Source organism: Streptomyces sp. NPDC056128 (assembly GCF_042263835.1).
Taxonomy (GTDB): domain Bacteria; phylum Actinomycetota; class Actinomycetes; order Streptomycetales; family Streptomycetaceae; genus Streptomyces.
Genome location: NZ_JBHJVQ010000005.1, coordinates 137,809 through 156,039, shown reverse-complemented (window position 1 = coordinate 156,039; position 18,231 = coordinate 137,809). Strand labels below are relative to the sequence as shown.

Annotated in this window: 14 protein-coding genes and 2 pseudogenes; 11 read left to right on the top strand and 5 right to left on the bottom strand. The window is 69.8% G+C overall.

All coding sequences use genetic code 11. The annotated features are described in order from the left end of the window. The first annotated feature begins 89 nt into the window (after positions 1 to 89). The 9 genes and pseudogenes from ACFC1X_RS13755 to ACFC1X_RS13715 all read left to right on the top strand — a co-directional run. Entirely contained in the window at positions 90 to 401 is a 312-nt protein-coding gene (locus ACFC1X_RS13755; protein WP_376352542.1) for a hypothetical protein, read from the top strand. 234 nt (positions 402 to 635) lie between these two features. After that, entirely contained in the window at positions 636 to 2,576 is a 1,941-nt protein-coding gene (locus tag ACFC1X_RS13750; RefSeq protein WP_376352539.1) for an ATP-binding cassette domain-containing protein, read from the top strand. 57 nt (positions 2,577 to 2,633) lie between these two features. Continuing rightward, positions 2,634 to 3,863 (top strand): annotated as a pseudogene (gene fxlM / locus ACFC1X_RS13745) (methyltransferase, FxLD system); the annotation flags it as partial. 202 nt (positions 3,864 to 4,065) lie between these two features. Continuing rightward, positions 4,066 to 5,235 (top strand): NUDIX domain-containing protein, encoded by a 1,170-nt coding sequence (locus ACFC1X_RS13740; RefSeq protein ID WP_376352536.1) that lies wholly within the window; start codon positions 4,066 to 4,068, stop codon positions 5,233 to 5,235. After that, positions 5,232 to 6,500, top strand: a complete 1,269-nt coding sequence (locus ACFC1X_RS13735) for a M15 family metallopeptidase (protein WP_376353059.1) — start codon at positions 5,232 to 5,234, stop codon at positions 6,498 to 6,500. The genes ACFC1X_RS13740 and ACFC1X_RS13735 overlap by 4 nt, the downstream gene beginning before the upstream one ends. A gap of 136 nt (positions 6,501 to 6,636) precedes the next feature. Continuing rightward, on the top strand, positions 6,637 to 7,539 hold the full coding sequence (locus ACFC1X_RS13730) for an NUDIX domain-containing protein (RefSeq protein WP_376352534.1): 903 nt from the start codon (positions 6,637 to 6,639) through the stop codon (positions 7,537 to 7,539). Positions 7,540 to 7,568: 29 nt separating this feature from the next. Beyond that, on the top strand, positions 7,569 to 8,762 hold the full coding sequence (locus ACFC1X_RS13725) for an NUDIX domain-containing protein (protein WP_376352531.1): 1,194 nt from the start codon (positions 7,569 to 7,571) through the stop codon (positions 8,760 to 8,762). A 439-nt stretch (positions 8,763 to 9,201) separates the two neighbouring features. Continuing rightward, entirely contained in the window at positions 9,202 to 9,951 is a 750-nt protein-coding gene (locus ACFC1X_RS13720; RefSeq protein ID WP_376352528.1) for a PIG-L deacetylase family protein, read from the top strand. A gap of 27 nt (positions 9,952 to 9,978) precedes the next feature. Then, positions 9,979 to 10,515 (top strand): annotated as a pseudogene (locus tag ACFC1X_RS13715) (IS5 family transposase); the annotation flags it as partial. On the opposite strand, the gene ACFC1X_RS13710 reads toward ACFC1X_RS13715, so the two are convergent. Then, positions 10,508 to 11,233 (bottom strand): alpha/beta fold hydrolase, encoded by a 726-nt coding sequence (locus ACFC1X_RS13710; protein ID WP_376352525.1) that lies wholly within the window; start codon positions 11,231 to 11,233, stop codon positions 10,508 to 10,510. The pseudogene ACFC1X_RS13715 and the gene ACFC1X_RS13710 sit on opposite strands and share 8 nt — an antisense overlap. Before the next feature lie 174 nt (positions 11,234 to 11,407). Between ACFC1X_RS13710 and ACFC1X_RS13705 the strand changes: the two genes are divergently transcribed. Together ACFC1X_RS13705 and ACFC1X_RS13700 are read left to right on the top strand one after the other, a co-directional pair. Continuing rightward, the gene (locus ACFC1X_RS13705; RefSeq protein ID WP_376352522.1) at positions 11,408 to 11,812 is read left to right on the top strand and encodes a winged helix-turn-helix transcriptional regulator; all 405 of its coding nucleotides are present in this window, start codon (positions 11,408 to 11,410) and stop codon (positions 11,810 to 11,812) included. Between the two features lie 1,172 nt (positions 11,813 to 12,984). After that, positions 12,985 to 14,202, top strand: coding sequence for a CoA transferase (locus tag ACFC1X_RS13700; RefSeq protein ID WP_376353056.1), 1,218 nt, complete (start codon positions 12,985 to 12,987; stop codon positions 14,200 to 14,202). A gap of 609 nt (positions 14,203 to 14,811) precedes the next feature. Here the strand turns inward: ACFC1X_RS13700 and ACFC1X_RS13695 are convergent. From ACFC1X_RS13695 to ACFC1X_RS13680, 4 genes are all read right to left on the bottom strand, one after another. Next, a complete protein-coding gene (locus ACFC1X_RS13695) occupies positions 14,812 to 14,988 on the bottom strand; it encodes a hypothetical protein (protein ID WP_376352519.1) in 177 nt (58 codons plus the stop codon). A gap of 142 nt (positions 14,989 to 15,130) precedes the next feature. Then, entirely contained in the window at positions 15,131 to 16,129 is a 999-nt protein-coding gene (locus tag ACFC1X_RS13690) for a hypothetical protein (RefSeq protein ID WP_376352516.1), read from the bottom strand. Positions 16,130 to 16,308: 179 nt separating this feature from the next. After that, positions 16,309 to 16,914: a response regulator gene (locus ACFC1X_RS13685; protein WP_376352513.1), complete on the bottom strand. Its 606-nt coding sequence runs from the start codon at positions 16,912 to 16,914 to the stop codon at positions 16,309 to 16,311. Next, positions 16,911 to 18,119 carry a sensor histidine kinase gene (locus ACFC1X_RS13680; protein WP_376352511.1) on the bottom strand — a complete coding sequence of 403 codons (1,209 nt, stop codon included), beginning with the start codon at positions 18,117 to 18,119 and terminating at the stop codon, positions 16,911 to 16,913. The genes ACFC1X_RS13685 and ACFC1X_RS13680 overlap by 4 nt, the downstream gene beginning before the upstream one ends. Positions 18,120 to 18,231: the final 112 nt, after the last annotated feature.

The following is an 18,231-nucleotide window of genomic DNA, read 5'->3' as shown; positions in this document are numbered from 1 at the left end:
CCTGAGGTCCAGGCATTCGTCGCCGCCGGCCCCTCCCCGGCTGGGACGCAGACGCCGCGCTCCTCGCCGCTCCCGATCCGTCGACCGCCGTGTTCCAGACCCGTTCGGGTCTGACCGACCTCGAACTGGACCCCGACGGTCCGTACGCGAGCACACTGCCCGAAACCATCGCCGAAGTAGCTCAACTCGACGCCTACGCCGCACGAGACGCACTGCACCACCCCGTCGTTGCATCCGCTCTGGACGACGTAGCGACCGATGCGCCCCACGCGGTGATCGCCGCGGCCGGACTGGGATCCGGCGTCCTGTCCGGCCATCACCATGAAGCTCTGACGGGCGTGGTCGGCCACGCGGAGACAGAGCTGGAAGTGCTGCTGCAGGCCGAACCGGATCCCGCTTAGGAGGGGGCGACCCGGGATGCCCCGCCGGACTACTCACGCCGTTCGGCGGTGTCGGCGTTTCGGCCATTTCCTGCCCGCCGCCGCTCCAAGCCAGACCAGGGATCCCGCGCCCGCGGGGCTCCTGGATGCAGGAAATAGCGGGCTCCCCAGCACGACCGAAAGACGTGTGTTCGATATCGGAGCCGTGTCGTTAGACCTCACGAAGACGCCGCAGCGACCGTCCTAGGGGGAACGATGACCTCGGCCATTACGCAGGACCAGCCGCCGCGACCGCCCAAGGGGACCGCGCCGGACGACGAACCGCAGGTGGCCGGTGTTCGAGAGGAGGAGTACCTCTACCGCGACAAGTCACGGCTCCAGGCCGGCTCCCTGCTGACCTCCCGCACCATGGCACGGCGCCTGCCCTCCCTCGTGCGGCGCTCGGTGCAGATGGCCTGGCGCGTGGACCGCGGTGCGACCATCGGCCTGCTGGTGTGCCAGATCGGGACCGGCGTCCTCGCGGCCCTGAGCCTCCTGGCCGTCACGGGCACGATCACCGCGCTGATCTCCTCGGGCGACGTCACCGAGCGGCTGTGGGACGCCGCCCCGCAGCTGGCCGTGATCGCCGCCGCCACCGGCGCGCGCGCACTGCTGGGCATCACCGTCGTCTGGCTGACCGGGCGTCTGCGCCCGGTGCTCGGCCGGGCAGCGGAGCTGACGATGATCGAGGCCGCGGTCGGCGCGGAACTGGCCGCCAACAACAAGCCCGGCTACAACGACGCCTACGACATCGCCGACCGCGGCGCCCAGGTCACCCCCGACCTCGTCGAAGAAGCGCAGGACGTCCTCGCGGCCACCGCCACGCTCGCCGCCGGCGCCACCGTCCTGACCGTCCTGCACCCTCTGCTCCTTCCCCTTCTCTTCCTCGCCTGCCTGCCGCAGGCCGCCGCTTACGTCCGTTCCGCACGCGTGATCTACCTCGCCGGGCTGGAGACCTCCGGGCGACGCCGGATGCTGGGCAAGTTGCGCTGGCACATGGCCTATCAGGAGTCCAGTGAGGAGATGCGAGCATGCCTGGCCGGCCCCTTCCTGATCGGCCGGTACCGGAGGCTGGCCGCCTCGGTCAACGCGGCCGAACGCAAGGCCGCGAACACCGGTGCCTGGATGGGGCTGGCCGGAGCCGTGGCCGGCGGGATCGCCTCGACCGCGGTGTGGGCGGCGCTGCTGTGGCTCCTGGCCTCGGGGCGGATGAGCCTGGCGGCCGGCGGCGGCGCCGTCTTCGCCCTCCAGACCGCCACCGGCTCGGTGCGCGGCATCATCAACGGCGGGGCCCGCCTGGTGCGCACCGGCTGGTACGTGCAGGACTGGCAGAACTTCCTCGACAACGCCCACGGCCAGGCCATGACCGACTCCCGCGGCACCGCACCCGTCACCGCGGCCCCGGAGCGCTTCGAGGTCCGCGACGTCACCTACCGCTACGGCGGCGCCCCCAAGGACAGCCTGAGCAACGTCTCCCTGCACGTGCGGCGCGGGGAGATCGTGGCGCTGGTCGGGGAGAACGGCTCCGGCAAGACGACCCTCTCGCGCCTGCTGTGCGGGCTGCTGCTGCCCACCGAGGGCGACGTGGCCTGGGACCACGTCTCCACCGCGGACCTGGACCCGTGGGGGTCGTGGGAGCACGTCGCGCTGGTGCCGCAGAAGTTCACCTATCTGCCGCTGACGATGCGCGACAACATCACCTTCGGGCAGGGCGACACCAGCGATGCGGCCCTGCTAGCCGCATGCGAAGCGTCAGGCGCCGCGGAGATGCTTCCCGGGCTCCGCTCGGGCCTGAACACGCTCCTGACCAGCGAGTGGTTCGGCGGCCAGCAGCTCTCCGGCGGGCAGTGGCAGCGCCTGGTCCTCACCCGCGCGTTCCACCGGCAGGCGACGCTGCTGGTGATGGATGAACCCACGGCTGCCCTCGACGCCCGCGCCGAGCACCGGATCTTCGCCGGCCTGCGCGAACTGGCCAAGGACCGCGCCATCCTGCTGATCACGCACCGCCTCACCAATGTGGCCGTCGCCGACCGGATCGTGGTCCTGAACGAAGGGCGGATCGTCCAGGAGGGCACCTACGCCCAGCTCACCCGGCAGCCAGGGCTGTTCCGAACCCTGTGGGAGCTGCAGCGGCGGATGAGCGGCGACACCCCCTGATCACCCGGCCCGGCGCGAGGCCACCGGTCTGGCAGGACAAACAAGGGGCCGCTCCCGATGCTCCCTTCTCTCCACGTCCCAATCCACCCAACTAGCCCCGAAAGGAAGGCCATGACGACTTCACCGGCTACCGAAGGCCGCGACGCGAGCAAGCTTCGCCACCAGCTCGTCGAGCAACTCCGCCCCGACCATCACATCCGCTCCACCACTGTCGAGCGCGCCTTCCGCACCGTGCCCCGGCACGTCTTCGCTCCCGACAATGCGGTGGAAGCGGCGTACGCCAACGACATCGTCCCCACCCGCCACGCGCCCGACGGCCGAGTGATCAGCTCCATCTCCGCGCCGTGGCTGCAGGCCGAGATGCTCGAAGCCGCCCGCATCCAGCCCGGCCACCGAGTTCTGGAGATCGGCTCGGGCGGATACAACGCGGCCCTCCTCGCCGAACTCACCGGTCCGACCGGTCACGTCACCACCCTCGACATCGACCCAGCCGTCACTGACAGGGCCATTCGCTTCCTGCCCCGGGCCGGATACGACCACGTCAGTGTGGTCACCGCGGACGCCGAGCATCTTCCCTCCGATGTGGTGCCGGACGGCGGATTCGACACCATCGTGGTCACCGTCGACACCTGGGACCTGCCCTGGATCGACGCCCTGGACGAAGGCGGCCGTCTCGTCGCGCCGCTGCGTCTGCACGGCTACCACTGGGCCATCGGCTTCACCAGGAACGATGGGGCACTGCACAGCGACGAGCCGTTCATCGTCTGCGGCTTCGTCGCCATGCAGGGCGACGGCGCCTGGAACACGAACCGCCGCACCGTCCCCGGCACCGGAGTCCACCTGTCCTGGGAAGACGGCACCCCGCTGCCCGTCGATCGACTCGCCCCCGCCCTCACCCGCGAGCCGACCGTCACCCGCACCAACATCACAGTCGGTGGCCAGGAACCCTTCGACCTCCTCACGCTCTACCTCGCCGGCGCCCTGCCCGGCTTCTGCCGCCTGGAAGTCGACCCCGACGGCGACAACCAGGTCCTCAACCCGCCGCCCCGCCATTGGCCCGCCGCCGCGATCGTCCGCGGAGCCTGCCTCGCCCGGCTGGCCACCGAACGCATCGGCGACGGAGACGACGGCAACGGCCAGTACGAGTTCGTCATCCACGGCTACGGCGACCAAGGACACGTCGCCGCGCAGGAAATGGCCGAACAGATCGAGATCTGGCAGCGCAACCACCGCGGCACCCACTGCCCCCTCATCACCGCCAGCCCGGCAGCCAGCCGTGCCCCGGCGGGCACAGCCCACGAACCGCACGTGTTCGCCAAGAGGCACACCCGCGTCACCGTGGACTGGCCGATCGTGCCGGACAGCATTGCCCGTCTCACCGCCCTCGGGAGCGGCGACGCCGGACGAACGGCGGTGCCTCCCTGGCCACCGCTCGCAGCTCCGTGCTGCGCACTCGCCCGTCCACCGTCGCGAAAGGCAGAGATTCGTCGTGCCCTCTCCCGTCTCCCCTTCGGATCACGTCACTCCGCCTGCCGCTCTGCCGGCAGCGCAGTACGCCGCATCCCGGCATGCGGCGTGGCTCGGCGCCGCCGCGATCATCACCGACGAGGTCGGCCGGGTCCTGCTGGTGCACCCCACCTACCGCAAGGACGACTCGTGGCTGCTGCCCGGGGGCGTCGTCGAACCCGGCGAACACCCGCACATCACCTGCCGACGCGAGATCACCGAGGAACTGGGCCTGGATCTGCCCCTGTCGGCCGTGCTCACCGTCCACTCCTTCTCCCCGCACCACCCCGACCTTCAGCCCGGCACGCCCTGTCCCGGCGAGGTCCGGTTCGTCTTCGACGGGGGAACCCTCACCCCCGACCAAGTGGAGGCGATCCGCCTGCCGCGCGACGAACTGTCCGAGTACGCCTTCCTGGAGACCCGGGACGCGGTGCAACGGCTGCGCCCCGTGGACGGGCAGATCATGCTCGCGGCCTACCGTGCCCGGCTCGGGAACACCGCCACCGCGCAGCTCGCCGACGGCCGGCACATCCTCGACGTCCCGGCCCTGCACCGGCACGACGTCCACGTCCGCTACCGGCCTTTGTGGGACAGCCCTCTCCACCGCCTGCGCATCGCCGACACGACCAGCGACCTCGTACGGCGCCACGCCGCCGGCCTCCCGGCCGGCATCGCACCGCAGGAGGAGCGCCGCCCAGCTTCGACGCACGGCACGGTCCTCAACGTCATCGGCGTCCACCTCTACCTGGAGCGGCCCGACGGGACGGTGCTGCTCGGGCTCCGCCACCCCAACTCCGCGTTTGCACCGTCCACCTGGCACGTCCTGGCAGGCCACTGCGAGCAGGAGAACGCCATCACCTGCCTGATCAGGGAGGCACAAGAGGAAGCCGGCCTGCACATCGAGCGCCAGGACGTCGAACTCGTCCACGTCATCCACCACATCGACAAGGCCGGGGACCGGCCCCGCATGGGCCTGTTCTTCCGCGCCCGCGCCTGGACCGGCGAACCGGAACTGCGCGAGCCGGACAAGTGCACCCAGTGGAGATTCTGGGAACCCTCCGCCCTCCCCGACGACCTCGTCCCCTACACCCGGGTGGCCATCGCGAAGATCCAGAACGGGGAGCTGTACAGCGAGACGGGCTGGCCGGCATGACCGGCACACCGAGCGGCGCACACCGTCGTCTGTCCACCGCACTTGCCGTCGGCCGTGAGGACACCCGCCTCGTGGTGGTCCGCGGCAATTCGGCGTCAGGCAAGTCGAGCGTGGCCCAGGGCCTGCGAGATCACTACGGCCGCGGTATCGCGATCGTGGGCCAGGACGTGATCCGCCGCGACGTGCTCAGGGAGCACGACACCGCGCGCGGTGCGAACATCGCCCTGCTGGGCAGGATCGCACGCGAAGCCCTGGACGCCGGCTTTCACGTGGTGCTCGAAGGGATCCTGTACTCGGACCGCTACAGCCACATGATCACTTCTCTTGTACGGGACCACCGCGGCGTCTCCCGCTGCTACTACCTGGACGTGCCGCTGGAGGCGACGTTGGTCCGGCATGCGTCGAAGGCGGATGCCGCGTACCTGGCGCAAGTCACCGACAACCACCTCGCCTCCTGGTACCGCGAGCTGGACCTGCTGCCCGGCGATCTGGAAACCGTGATCCCGGCCGACAGCACGCTTCAGGGCACCATCGCGCGGATCCTGCGCGAAACCGATCTGGCCTCTGCCTCCCCCATCCCGCCACCACAGTGCAAGCCGTCACAGGGAGACTCGATGAACCCTCTGGTGTTGATGTCCGACCCGCGGGTCGCTGCGATCCCGGTCCGCGAGTGCGGAGAGCCGCTCGTCGACGTGCGCGACCACGACTTCCGCGTCGATCCCCGCAAGCAAGACCCGCTGGGCGCGTTCGCCCACGTCCGCGAGAGCGTCCTGGCCCGGCTGGAGCACGCCCGCTCGCTCCTGCCCGCCGGCACCGACCTGCTGTTCATCGAGGGCTACCGTCCGCTTTCCCTCCAGCAGCGCTACTTCACCGAGTACCGGGACGAGCTGGCCGCCGCTCAGCCCGGCTGGACGGCTGAGCAGCTGCACCAGGCCGCCAGCCGGTACGTGTCGCCGCCGGAGATCGCGCCCCACTCCGCGGGCGCGGCCGTGGACGCCACCCTCATTGACCAGGACGGCCACGAACTCGACCTCGGCACCCGCGTCAATGCCTCCCCCGAGGAGAGCTACGGTGCCTGCTTCACGCACGCCCCGAACCTCAGCGATCGCGCGCACCATCACCGCACGCTGCTGCTCAACGCCATGGAGGGCGCAGGTTTCACCAACTACGGAACCGAGTTCTGGCACTTCTCGGTAGCCGACCGGTACGACGCACTCATGCGGCAGAAGCCGCACGCGCGCTACGGACCGATCGAACTGCCCTAGCGCCTCGGCATCGTCATCCACTTCCTCGCCCACGCCGATCCGAAAACACAGAGCGCGGCCACGCAGCACCCTGCCCCGGTCGCGAGGTCGCGACCCCACGACCGCAACGGATGCACCGCATCGAATGGAGGCACGCGTGCCTGACGACACCCAGCAGGCGATTTCAGCCGTCCCGAGTCCGGCGACCGGAGACGAACGGCAAGAGCACCACATGCACCTGCTCGGGCGGTACTACCGCCAAGTGGAAGCAGGCCGCAAGACGATCGAAGTGAGGGTGACCACTCCGCAGAAGCGCGCCGTCGCAGTCGGTGACACGGTCGTCTTCCACAACCAGGACACCGGGCGGGAACTCGACGTCATCGTGCAGCGGATCACCCCGTACCCCTCCTTCGAGGGCCTGCTCAGCTCGGAGGACCCCGCGCGCATCGACCCGGGCGGGCCGCCCGGCGAGCTGCTCGCCAACCTCCGCAGCATCTACCCGCCGGCCAAGGAAGCGCTCGGCGTTCTCGCCCTCGCGTTCGACCACCGCCCTGCCCGGCCCGGCCGCCCGATGCCGATGACGCCCACGCAGTACGCGCGGACCGTTCCCCACCACACGGTGTACGGCTGCCTCTACATCCGCGACGAAAACGACCGGCCGGTCCAGCTCCGCTCGGTCTACGGCTCGAGACTCTGGCAGTTCCCGGGTGGCAACCTGGACGCCCCGGGCGAGGACCCGCTGCAGACCGCCCGGCGCGAGGCGGTCGAGGAGACGGGCCTCGAACTCGGTCTGGACACGCCGAAGCTGCTGCTGACGCACTTCCTGCACGCCGGACCGCGCCAGCCGCTGAACAAGGTGGGGCTCATCTTCGACGGCGGCCGGCTGACCGCCGACCAGCTCGGCCGGATCCGCCTCGACCCCGCGGAGCACGACATGTGGGCCGTCCACGACCTCGCGACCTGGCAGGAGCTGATGGCGCCGCGCGCCTTCGGCCGCCTGGACGCGGTCGAACGAGCCCGGCGCGGCGAGGGCCCCGCCTACCTGATCACGCACACCTGATCCCCAGCACCCCCACCCAGGAGGCAACCGTGCATGCCGAGGACACCAACATCCGGGCCTGGCAGATCTACGGCCGGCGCCAACTGGCCCGCGCCTACACCCCGCCCATCCCCGACCAGCTCGGCTGGACGCCCTGGGAAGGAATCGGACCGGGAGCAGAAGTCCTCGGCGACGTCGCCGGACGCCGCGTCCTGGACATCGGATCCGGAGCCGGCCACCACGCCGTCAATCTCGCCCGGGCTCACGGCGCCCGCGTCACCGGCATCGAACTGTCCCCGACCCAGCACGAACGCGCGGTCTCCGCCCACACGGACGTGGACGGCGTGGAGTTCGTCCAAGCAGACGTGACCGAGTACCTGGGCGGAGCCGAGCCGTTCGACGCCGCGTACGCGATCGGGACGCTCGCCTTCATCGACCCGCACCGCTCGCTGCCGGCACTGCGCGGCGGACTGCGTCCCGGCGCCCCCTTGATCCTCTCGCTCCTGCACACCGATCTGCACGGCCGCGGTCCGTCCACGCAGGTGGCGCCGCGCGAACAGATGATCCTGCTGCGCGACGACCCGCCCCTGCCGACGCAGATGTGGGTCCTGTCATCGCAGCTCTGGGAGGTCCTGCTCACCGAGTACGGCTTCCGCGTCGAGGCCATCGACCTGCTACCGCACCCCGACAAGGACGCCACGGTCGTCCAGCAGCTCATCCGCGCCCGGCGTCTGCCCGACCGGCCGGCGCGCGTCTCCAGCCGACCCCGCAGCACCAGAGCGCCGGCCGCGCACGCAGCCGTCGGCGTCGGAGCGATCCTGCTCAGCGAACAGGGCATCCTGCTGGGCCGGCACCGCCGCGGCACCCTCGAACTGCCCGGCGGAAGCGTGGAGGCCGGGGAATCCTTCGAGGCCGCGGTGGTCCGCGAACTCGCCGAGGAGACCGGCCTCGTCGCTGAGGCCGGCGACGTCGAGCTCCTGGGCGTGCTCGTCGACCACGTCGAAGGTGTCCTGCGGGTCACCGTCGGCGCGCTCGTCCACGCCTGGCAAGGACAGCCGACCACGCAGCCGGACGAGAGCGTCGGCGACTGGGCGTGGTACCCGCTCGATCAGCTCCCCGACGGCCTGTTCGTATGCAGCGCCCAGATCCTCACCGCCTGGAGTCCCGACCTGCCCATCGACCACCCGCCAGCGCACTTCACGAGCTTCGCCTCCGGGCCAGCGCCGTGCCGGCCAACGGCCTGACGTGACCTGACCTGACCACCGGCACCGACATACCTGTCGCGCCATCTCGGCCGTTCTCATCGAAGGAGACGGACATGACGATCGTGCCGATGTCCGACCCCGGGGTCGCCGCCACCCCCGTCCAGGACTTGGGCGAAGAACTCATACACACCCGGGCCTCCGGCCTGCTCCTCGTCGATCACCCCAAACAGGACGCCCACAGCCACTTCGCGCAACTGCGGAACCGGGCTCATCGAGCGCCTGCAACACGACCGTCGACCTCACCCTCGCCACCCCGGACAGCCAGGAGGTAGACAGCCGAGCAGCCGGCAGCCATCACGGGCCACGCGCCCGCTCTTACGCCTGATGCGCCCCGATTCAGCGGTCTCGTTGCCCGAATAGCCAAACGCGTACTGCGGCCCTGGCCGCAGCAGAACCTCGCAACCGACAGAGGAGACCCGTGCCCGCACAGCTGCCGTCCCTGCTCGCCGTGTTCGCCCACCCCGACGACGAATCCCTGCTCGCTGGCGGTGTCCTTGCTCAACACCGGGCGAGCGGAGCACGCACGGGAGTCGTCACCACCACGTGGAGCGCCGACAGCCCCCGCGCGGACGAACTCCGCGACGCCTTGGCCGTAATTGATGCCGGCCCTCCTCGCATGCTGGGGTATCGCGACGCGCGTAACGAGTCGTCGGCACCTGACCGTTCTCGCCTTTGCGATACCCCCATCGGAGACCTCGTCCAAGATCTTGTGGCCCAGATCCGTCGCTTCCGCCCCGACGTCGTGGTGACCCACGACGCGCTCGGCCAGATGACCGGGCATCCGGACCACCGAGTCACCCACCAGGCGACGGTGCTGGCGGTCGAGGCCGCAGCGATCGGCAGCTTCTCCCCCGGGCATGGACGGCCGTGGCAGACCCGAGCCCTGTACTGCGCCACCCACACCGAGGCCGGCGCCGGCCCCCTGGCCGATGTGCTAACCAGCGTGGGCAAGAAGGCGCTGACCGTCCCCGATGCGTACGCCAGCGTCACCGTGGACGTGAGCGAGTGGCTGCCCTTGAAGTGGCAGGCAATCCGGGCCCACCGCAGCCAGGTCACCGCGGCTCGTGCTCTGCCCGGTCTCCTGGCGAGAATGCCGCCCTCGCAACGAGAGGACATCCTTCGCGAGGAGGTTTACACGCGCATGCACCTAGGTCGTGTCTTCAATTGATCTTGAGTGGTAGATCGTGGTCGGGCGATAGGTCGACGTGAACTGTCGGATGCGGACTGGGAGTTTCTCCGTCCGCTGCTGCCCGAGTCCTTGCGTGGGCGGAAGCGGTTGGACGACCGAATCGTGCTCAACGGGATCATGTGGAAGTTCCGCACCGGAACGGCCTGGCGGGATGTGCCCGAGCGGTACGGCCCCTGACACCTTCGAGCGGATGCTCCAGGCCGCCCAGGCCCGGACGGACGCGGCGGGGGAGGTCGACTGGCTGGCGTCGGTCGACTTCACCGTCGTACGCGCCCACCAGCATGCCGCCGGAGCCCGAAAAGGTGGTTCCGCAGCCCGCGCTCGGACGCTCCCGGGGCGGTCTGACCAGCAAGATTCACCTGGCCTGCGATGCCTTCGGGCGTCCGCTCGCGTTTGTGCTCACGAGCGGCAACACCAACGACTGCACCCAGTTCACCACCGTGATGGAGGCGCTCCGGGTGCCTCGCACGGGCCGGGCCGTCCCCGGGTACGGACCCCGCCCACGTGCTGGGCGACAAGGGCTACGGCCTGCTGGCTAGGAGAGTTTGAGAAGCAGTTCGCTGAGTTCGATCGGCATGGTGATCATGCAGTCGTGGCCGGTCGGCAGCTCCCAGACCTGGGCGGCGGTGCCGTTGGGTTGGATCGGGGGGACGGGGCGACGGGTGACGCCCGCCGGCATGGCGCCGATGTTGTGGATGTGCGTGCGCGGGATCGCGTTGACGGCTGGGTTGCCCAGTCGCACCGGCTGCTGCAGACAGCGCACCGGCTGGTCCGAGAGCATTCCGCGCAGCCAGGCGACGTCGGCCGGGTCGGTGACGCCGAACAGGCCGAAGGGCGCGGGCTGTTCCGGCATGGGCGGCACGCGCCAGCCGCTCTCGGACTTCTCAGCGAGCTCGATCAGTTGCCGTGTCACGGGTTGGACGTCGACTGCGGACTCGCCGTCCTCCGGGACCATCGCGTCGAGGTAGACCAGGTGCGCGATGCGTTCCGGAATCCGGTTGGCGGCGGAGGAGATCACCAGCCCTGCGTAGCTGTGGCCGACGAGTACGACGTCGCTGAGGTTCTCCTCGGTGATCAGCCCGACCACGTCGTCGACGTGCGTATCGAGACCCACCTCCGGACCGAGCAGGTGTGCCTTGTCGCCATAGCCGGTCAGGGACGGCGCGAACACCCGGTGCCCGGCGGCCTCCAGCACCGGTACCACCCGCTCCCAGCACCGCCCGTTGTGCCAAGCACCGTGGACCAGCAGAAATGTGGACATCGATCTTCCTTCGCAGGAGCAGAAGAGCACGGTCACGCGCATGCCGCTGGTTCGCGGCTCTGGCGGTTACCTTTCGTACTTCGGTACTGTTTGAGTACTAAGAGCATGCTGGTGCACACGACGCGCCGCAGGCAATAAGGCACTTTTCGGTGACCCGGTTCTCTGGAGGTAACCATGGACGCGGCACAGCGCGATCCTCAGTCGGCCGCGGTGCCCAGCGATGCGTGCCGGACCCGGGTGGTGCTCGACATCGTCGGAGACAAGTGGTCGCTGCTGGTCGTGCGCAATCTCAGGGACGGACCGCGGCGTTTCACCGAACTCAAAAGGGCCGTCGACGGAATCAGCCAGCGCATGCTCACTGTGACGCTGCGCAGCCTGGAGCGCGATGGAATCCTGACCCGCACCGTCCACGAAGTGATGCCGCCACGTGTGAGCTATGAGCTCACCGAGATGGGTATCACCCTGCGCGAGGCCACCGCGCCCCTGCTCGAATGGAGCGTTGCGCACCTCGCCCGGATCGACGATGCCCGCGCCGTCTACGACGCCCGCACGGCTCCCCACTTTGAAGACACGCCCTAGCCCTCAGCCGGGCCGCCTGACCCTGCCCGCCAGACACATCCCCGCTGTCCTCCTCCGAGCCCCAGTTCTGCGACCGGGTGCAGGTCGGCCTGCCCGATCAGATGCACGAGTCCGTCTCAGCAGGCATTTGTGTGTCGCCCAACAAACGTGCACGCCCCGTAAGCCGCGGTGCGCACCGCATCCTCGTCACCGCGGTGTTTCGTAGTGATGAGGCGCCCGCCCGACTTCGATGTGAGCGCTGTGGGCGACGCCCTGTCCGCTGCAAGGGACGGTGGGTGTGATCACATCGCGTTTCAAGGCAATGACCTGCCTCAACTCGCCTCCTGACTGGACGAATGTCAGCCGGGGCCGATAACTGCCTCTTAAACAGCACTCACTTACACCTAGCGTCCTGCCCTTGCTACACGCATTCGTACACGTGCTGCAATTTTCTTACAGAGGAGCAGCCAGCCGGTCAACTGCTGCCACGCGACGGCGGCTTATAGGGCTTCATCATTCTTCTCCAATATCCGCACACGGTAAGGGGAGAACAGACGTGTCTGGGGAGCGGTCGGGCGAGGCCGGATTCCAACCCAGCCCATCTACACCCGGCTCCGCGAGAGGGAGATTTCCACCTTAGGGCCACCGACGGAATTCTCTGACGTGCGATAAAGCGGCCCACGTCGTGTGGGCTTCGCGTACTGATGTGTGAGGGTTCCCGGGTAAGCCTCCGTCCGTCGGCGTCGTGGTGCGGAAGACCGCGAAGGCCTCTGGCCAATCCCATCCGGCGTCCACCGATCCGCCTCGGGGTGATCAGCACCGGGCGGATTGTGAGCCGTCACCGTGAGCTGCACCAGCTGGGTAGGGACCAGGTCACGGTCATCAAGGACTGACATCCGCATCGCAAACACAGCGCGGGCCGGTGGCTTCGCTCACATCCGATCAGCGTCGTCGGCCGGGCACGACTTGCCAAGGCCCTCCCATGCAACGACGTCAGTTCACGTGAACAGTCCAGACGCGTCCACACGCCGCACAATGGGCGGATGATGTACACCGAGGATGCGGCCACCGCACACGCCTGGGCGGCTCTGGAGGGCCGGGGCCAACTGGTCCCGAACGTGTCCTTCGAGGGGGCGGGCGCTGTCCTGCCGTCGCGTTTGCCGGTGAGGGAACTGGCGCGGGCCTGCGTGGGAGTGTCCTCGCTGGCGGCGGCGGAACTGCTGGCGCTGCGCAACCGCGTGCCGGTGCCCGCGGTGCGGGTGAGCGAGGCGGCGGTGGCCACCGCGTTCGTCAGTGAACGCCACCTGCGGATCGACGGCCGGACTCCGACGTCTTTCGCTCCGCTGTCCGGGTTCTGGCAGGCAGCCGACGGATGGGTGCGCACTCACGCCAACTACCCGCACCACCGTGCCCGGCTGCTCAGCGCGCTGGGTATCGCGGACACGGGACAGGACCAGGCGTTGATCGGCGTGCTCTCGAAGGAGCTGGCATCGCGTCCGGCCCGGGAGGTCCAGGAGACCGTCTACGCGGCAGGCGGCCTGGCCGTGGCCGTGGCTTCCGCACCCGCTGAGGCCGGACCCGCTCTGGTCGAGACGCGGCGCGTGGGTCAGAGCGGCTCCCGGATGCTGGCGCCCGCCTCCGTGCCGGCCCAAGGAGTACGGGTCCTGGACCTGACCCGCGTCATCGCCGGCCCCGTCGGCACACGCACACTGGCGCTGCTGGGCGCCGACGTGCTGCGCGTGGACGCTCCGCAACTCCCCGAGGACGCAGATGCCCACGCCGACACCGGCGTGGGCAAACGCTCCACGCTGCTGGATCTCGCCAGCCCTGGCGACCGGCACACCTTCGAGGACCTTCTCAGTCAGGCAGACGTCGTGGTGACCGGCTACCGCCCCGGTGCCCTGGACCGGCACGGGCTGAGCCCCGACGCGCTCCTGGCCCGGCGTCCCGGCCTGATCGTCGGCCAACTGTGTGCCTGGGGCTGGTCCGGCCCCTGGGCCGAGCGCCGCGGCTTCGACAGCCTGGTCCAAGCCGGTACCGGTATCGCCGCGATCGAGGCCACGGCCGACGGCCGCCCCGGTGTACTGCCCGCACAGGCGCTGGACCACGGAACCGGGTATCTGCTCGCCGCCGCCGTCCTCCGTGCGCTGAGCGACCGCCAGGCCGCCGGCGGCGGGCGCCATCTTCGCCTCTCCCTGGCCGGCACAGCCTCCTGGCTGCTGCACGACATCCCCCCGACATCCGCCCGGGGCGAGGCCGACCTCTACGACCCCGGACCCTGGCTCACCGAGACCGAATCGCCCTACGGTCTGCTGCGCCATGCTCTGCCTCCGGTCCACTATGACGGCGCACCCGCGAACTGGAACCGTGCACCAACCCAGTGGGGCACCAATCTGCCGAACTGGGCCTGAACGGGAGCGAGGGGCACGGCCGAGCCGTTGTGGCTCTTGGTCTCTCCCTGGCTGACCCCCTTCACGTCAGGAGGACCCGTTTCCGGAGGAGTGAGAAGCCAGCCCGGCCGGCGAGCGCCAGGCCCACCTCGACCAGGGCCGATCTCAGCCGTTCGGTCCACCGGCTGTGCCGACGCGTCAGCCCCCCCCGGGGCCTGTTCGGCGAACGTCCGCCGGTCGCACAAAGCATCCACGCAGGTGAACCGACGGACACGCAGGCACAGCACAACACGGCGCCCCGTGGAGATGCCCAGCAGCAGCCCGCCCAGCTCCCGGCCCGCCTTGGCGATGTCCAGGTTCCCCGACGACGACCACTGCCCGTCCAGGCCCGCGTCGATGTGGATGTGGCCCCGGTCAGCCGGGCCTTGGGTGGGGCCTGGTCGGCCACCCACTTGTCGACGATCAGCGCGCGGCCCATCGAGCGGAAACCGCAGGCCCGCCAGTGAGCATCGGCCGCTGATGCGGATCTCGAATTCTGGTTCATGGAGTGAACCAACTGGGGAAAGTGGGGAGCGGAAGACAGAAGGACTCACCGACGGCTGGGTCGGTGGGTCCTTGAGCACGGGTGGGTCAGCAGGACGAGACGAAGCCGGCTGACTGGTCGAGGTGGAACGGTGAGCCGGGGTTCTCGGGCATCCAGCCGGCGGCGAGAGCCGTGCGGTCGTAGGTCGGCCGTTCGCGGAGCCGCCACCGGTAGATGGTGTCGTCCACGGTGATGAGCCGTGATCCCTTTTTGACCAGTGCCATGTCCACATCCTTTCGCATACGACAGTAGTGAACCGCGGCTGGCGTCACGACGACTTCACCCGTTACGAGTCCACCAAGTAGGCCTTCTCCCCCATCATCAGTGGGGCCTCTGCCGGCCCCTTGATGTACGGGCCACACCAGATCACCCGGTGTTCCTGGCGGCTGGGATACCACTGCCGAACCTTGTGCATCCGCACCGGCCACCGATGGTGGTAGACCCGTACCTTCCTCTCGGCGGTCGGATCCGTGGCACGCGGGGAGGAAGCAGCGAGCCGGATGACCCGTACCTCGGGATCGTGGTGATGCCCTGGGCGATCAGCCGCCAGAACGCGAACATGTAGCGCCCGGCGAAGTCGTCGTACGTATCGTCGACCCGGCCCCCGCCCCACTCACCTGTCTCGGGCACCTCCTCCGCGCGCCACTGGGAAGCCTGCGTCAGCGCGTTCTGCAGCCGGCGGTGCTGCTCGGACAGCTCAGCGAGAGTCTCGCTGCTCTCTTCCGCCAGGCACGCATCCCCCCGCATCCCGTACATGCCGTCCGGCACCAGCGGCGGAAGTGGGGCACCAGAGCCACGGGCCGTGGACACCGCCAGCCGCCACTCCGCCGGCTGCACCGGACCGTCGCGGTCCATGAATGTGGTCACCCGCACACCCGCGTACTGCGCGGTGGGGAACATCTGGTGCTGGGTGACGAACTGCCAGCCGAAGGCCGCGGTGTCCGACAACGGCCCGGCGCGACTGACGACCACAACGGGCTCGGGCAGCACCAGCAGCCCGGTGGGCACGATGACGTCGCGGTCGCGGCCCAGGGTGCTCAGGTCGGCCGGCTCAAGGGTGGCAGCTGCAGCCATCACCGCCGCGTGCGCGGCCGGGGAGATCACGAAGACCTCCGCCTGTCGCAGCAGCTTCTGGATCTGCCGGATCTGCCACGATGCGGCCTCACCTGGTGAGCGCGGCCACGGCGGCCTGAGCCCCTGCTTGCCCAATACCATCGACATGGCCGCCTGCCACTCCAGGCCCTCGGTCTTGGCCACGTCCGTGAAGTCGCTGTGCAGCAACACCCCTTGCAACTCGCTGAGGACGTTGTTGACGTTGTTGGCAAGCATCATCTGCACCCAAGAGTTACCGGACAGACTCGTCAACGAGACCCGACGCATCCGCTGCGCAGCCCGGGCCGCCGCGGATGCCGTCCACTGCCCAGCCTGGTCCCGGATCCTCTCCCGCTTCCCCCTGCTCGCCTTCCCCACCCCGCGGCCCCCTCCCAAGACGACCGGATGGGAGGACCGAACCACCTGGCGACCACCTGGCGACCACCTGGTGATCACAGCCAGCCGTTGGACTCCGCGAGTCGGGCGGCCTCGGCGCGGGTGCGGGCCTGTGTTTTGCCGATCGCTGACGACAGGTGGTTGCGCACGGTGCCCTGGGACAGTCGGAGCGCCCGGGCGATGTCGGCCACGGTGCCGCCCTCGGCGGCTACGCGCAGCACGTCCGCCTCGCGCTCGGTCAGCGGGCTCGCGCCGACGGCCAGCGCTTCCGCGGCGAGGGCCGGGTCCACGAAGCGCAGGCCGCCGTGGACGCGGCGAATCGCGTCGACCAGTTGCTCGGGCGGCGAGTCCTTCACGACGTACCCGGACGCGCCCGCGGACATCGCCCGCGAAAGGTAGCCGGGCCGGCTGAAGGTCGTGCAGATGATGGTGCGACAGTCGGGCAGCGCACGCTGGAGATCGGCGGCGACGGTCAGGCCGTCCCGGCCGGGCATCTGTACATCGAGCAGCGCGATGTCCGGCGTGGTCCGCTGCGCGGCGGCCAGCACCTCGGTGCCGGTGCCGATCTCGGCGACCACGTCGATGTCGGGCTCGAGCAGGAGCACGGACGCGAGGGCGCCGAGTACGAGTGCCTGGTCGTCGGCCAGCAGGACGCGGATCATGTCGGCTCGGCTTCCTTCGAGGGTGCGAGGTCGGTCGCCGGGGCCGGGCTGCGGCCGACGACCCGGAAACCGCCGCCGGGGGCGGGCCCGTGTTCGAGGGTGCCCGACACGGCCGCCAGCCGTTCGGTGAGGCCGGTGAGTCCGTTCCCGGCGCTCGCCCCGCCGCGGTAACCGCCGTTGTCGGTGACCTCGATCCAGTCGGGCCCGATGCGGACGGTGCACAGTTCGGCGTCGGAGTGCCGCAAAATGTTGGTGACCGCCTCCCGTACGACGTAGCCGAACACCTCGCGCAGCTCGGCGCGCACGGCGTCGGTCGCGGCGGGCAGATCGGCCCGTACGCCGGCGGCACGCAGCGCCATGCGGGCGCCGGCGAGCTCGCTGTCCAGCGACAGGGTGCGGTAGTCCGAAATGGTGGCCCGTACGTCGGACAGGGCCGTGCGCGCCATGTTCTCGAGCTCGGTGACCTGGCCGACGGCGAGGGCCACGTCTCCGGAGGACTCCAGGATGCGCCGCGTGAGCCCCAGTTTGACGGTCATCGTGGAGAGGCTGTGGCCGAGGACGTCGTGCATGTCCCGGGCGACCCGTTCCCGTTCCTCGTTCACGGCCAGCCTCTTCACCTGTTCGCGGGCGGCTCGCAGGTGACCGATGGTGAAGTTGAGCGCGAAGACGGTGCCGAGTGCCCCGGTCACACCGACGAGGATGGCCACCTGCGCCCACGCCACCGCGCCCTGGGCGAGGCGCATCCAGACGACCTGCCCCAGAACGGTGACAAGGCCGAGCAGCAGGGCGAGGCGCAGCGGCAGCAGCATCAGCGCGATGGAGAGGGCGAAGGTCAGGTCGGTCAGATAGGACGGTGACCCGAGCAGCACGGCCGGTGCCGCTCCGAGCAGGACCATCACGGCCACGATGCCGACACGTCCCCGACGCAGCGCCACCGGCCCGTACCAGGCCGCCGGCGTGCAGCCGACGGCGTAGCAGGCGACGAGGCCGGTCGCGAGCGAGGTGAGCAGGGGAGGTCCGGTGCCCCGCGCGATGTCCTCGGCCCGTGCGATCAAGGTGAGGGAGGCCAGCGCCATGGCCGTCGCGACGACGAAACGGCCCCGGCCGTGTACCCCGGGGCTGTCCGGCTGGTCCTTCCAGAAGCTCCAGTCCGGCCACTGGTCGGCGGAGAACTCGTCCGGATCGCGTGCACCCACGTCGATCATGCTACGCCCGCCCGCCGCGAAGGCACTGCGAGCGGGGGCGAAGGAGGTGATGCGTGGGGGCACATCTGGGCAAGCTTGGCCCACGCACGACCGGCCTCCCCGTTCCGGCTGT